This is a genomic window from Nitrospira sp. BLG_2, assembly GCF_049222245.1.
In genome coordinates this window covers 1-1,829 of record NZ_JBLYIG010000449.1, presented here as the reverse complement: position 1 = coordinate 1,829, position 1,829 = coordinate 1, and the positions used below count along the sequence as shown (strand labels likewise).

The following is a 1,829-nucleotide window of genomic DNA, read 5'->3' as shown; positions in this document are numbered from 1 at the left end:
CGATTCAAGATGCATTCCCCCTTTGATAAGCACACCGCGCTTTCCGGCGATACCAATCCCTGCGGCAATCGCCACCGGGGTGGACATCACGAGAGCGCACGGGGCTGCGGCAACAAGTAGCACAACAGCGCGTGTTGCCCACTCCTCGATTGGCATCTTCAGCAGTAGCGGGACAACAATCATCCCAACCGAACTCAGAAGGACCAAAGGTGAATATCGTCTTCCAAATTTTTCAATGAATGCCTGAGTCTTCCCTTTCTGTTCTTGCGCCTCTTCGACCAAGTGGATCATTCGCGACAGCGTATTGTCTTTGAACGATGCCGTGACCTTGATTTCCAGGGCGCCTTGCTGATTGATCGTGCCGGCGAAGACCTTCATTCCCTCCCCCTTGTCCACGGGCATGGACTCGCCCGTGACGGGTGATTCATTCAGGGTGGATTGCCCCCGGAGAATGATTCCATCCGTAGCAATAGACTCCCCGGGTCGAGCGACAAAGACGTCACCAACCTGCAGCTGGTCCGCGGGGACATGTTCTTCCCGGCCGTTCCGCAGGGTGCAGGCTTCTTTCGGCGCGAGGTCGAGGAGGGCTCTGATAGAATTTCGCGTTCTGGCATATGTGTATTCCTCCAAACCCTCCGCAGTGGCATAGAGGAATACCAGAAAAGCCGCTTCATCCCACATGCCGAGGATCGCTGACCCAACGGTTGCAGCCATCATCAGGATTTCGATGCCGATCGCCTTTTCTTCGATGAGCTCTTCAAGTCCCTCTTTGCACCAGTGATAGCCACCGAGTAGTATAGCGACGACGTAGATTGACACTTCGGCCCAGGAGGGGATCATCTCGAGGTGGGCCAAAGCAAAGGCAACGCCGGTCAGCACGCCAGAGATCAGCGCGTTTCTCATCGGGGGGTGGGCATACCACTTTCCGCTGAAGACTTCTTCGGCATCATTGTTCATCACATTTCTTCCTTGAATCAGGATGAGAGAGATCCGCTGACGATTTGTCAACTAACCACAGGTGCATGACATCGAGGTGGCGATATAGGCGAGCTCGCTAGATTGCCCGCTCACCCCGTTCATTCGTTCTAATTTTGACGATCTCCTGCACGTCATATACAAAGATTTTGCCATCACCGGGGTTTCCGGTGTGCGCATTTTCCTGAATCGCCCGGATGACACTTTCGACCAACCGATCGGGTACGACGAGTTCTAGCTTCACCATTTGGACATAATCGATGAGGTCCGCCGCGATCTTTCCGTGCTCGCTTTCGCCGCCTGATTTACCGAAACCGTGGACGTGTTCATCCACGGTTATTCCAGGCAGTCCTTCGATCTGCCTCAATGCCTCGATGACATTGGGGCGTTTGAAGGGCTGAATGATGGCCTTAATCTCTTTCATCAGCGGTCTCCCTTTTGGCTAGAGTTCGGATTGGGCTTCCCTTCGTTCGAACCACCCGTACAGAGTAGGTAGAACGACGAGGGTGAGGAATGTTGACGTTAATAGTCCGCCGACCACGACTGTTGCTAGAGGCCGTTGAACTTCCGAGCCGGGTCCTGTGGCGTATAGCATCGGGATCAGACTGAAGATCGCTATTGAGGCAGTCATCAATACCGGCCGCAAACGATCATGACTCCCCCGGATCACCGCCTCCCTCACCGAGATACCCTCCTGCCGCAGTTGGGAGATATGTGAAACAAGCACCACGCCATTGAGCACTGCCACACCGAACAGGACGATGAATCCGACGGATGCCGGAACTGACAAATAGAGACCGGAGATGTGTAGCGCGAACACGCCGCCGATGAGTGCAAACGGCAGATTCGTGAGT

General features: G+C 54.6%; 3 protein-coding genes. All 3 read right to left on the bottom strand.

The window, feature by feature from the left end; all coding sequences use genetic code 11:
* A partial coding sequence (locus ACOSYY_RS12265) for an HAD-IC family P-type ATPase (RefSeq protein WP_421662704.1) occupies positions 1-957 on the bottom strand: 957 nt, incomplete at its 3' end.
* Between the two features lie 97 nt (positions 958-1,054).
* Positions 1,055-1,399, bottom strand: a complete 345-nt coding sequence (locus ACOSYY_RS12260; RefSeq protein WP_421662702.1) for a P-II family nitrogen regulator — start codon at positions 1,397-1,399, stop codon at positions 1,055-1,057.
* Between the two features lie 18 nt (positions 1,400-1,417).
* A partial coding sequence (locus ACOSYY_RS12255) for an efflux RND transporter permease subunit (protein ID WP_421662700.1) occupies positions 1,418-1,829 on the bottom strand: 412 nt, incomplete at its 5' end.

Excerpts from the sequence above, each read along its gene's own strand:
- ACOSYY_RS12260 (WP_421662702.1), bottom strand. The coding sequence starts at position 1,399 with ATGAAAGAGATTAAGGCCATCATTCAGCCCTTCAAACGCCCCAATGTC.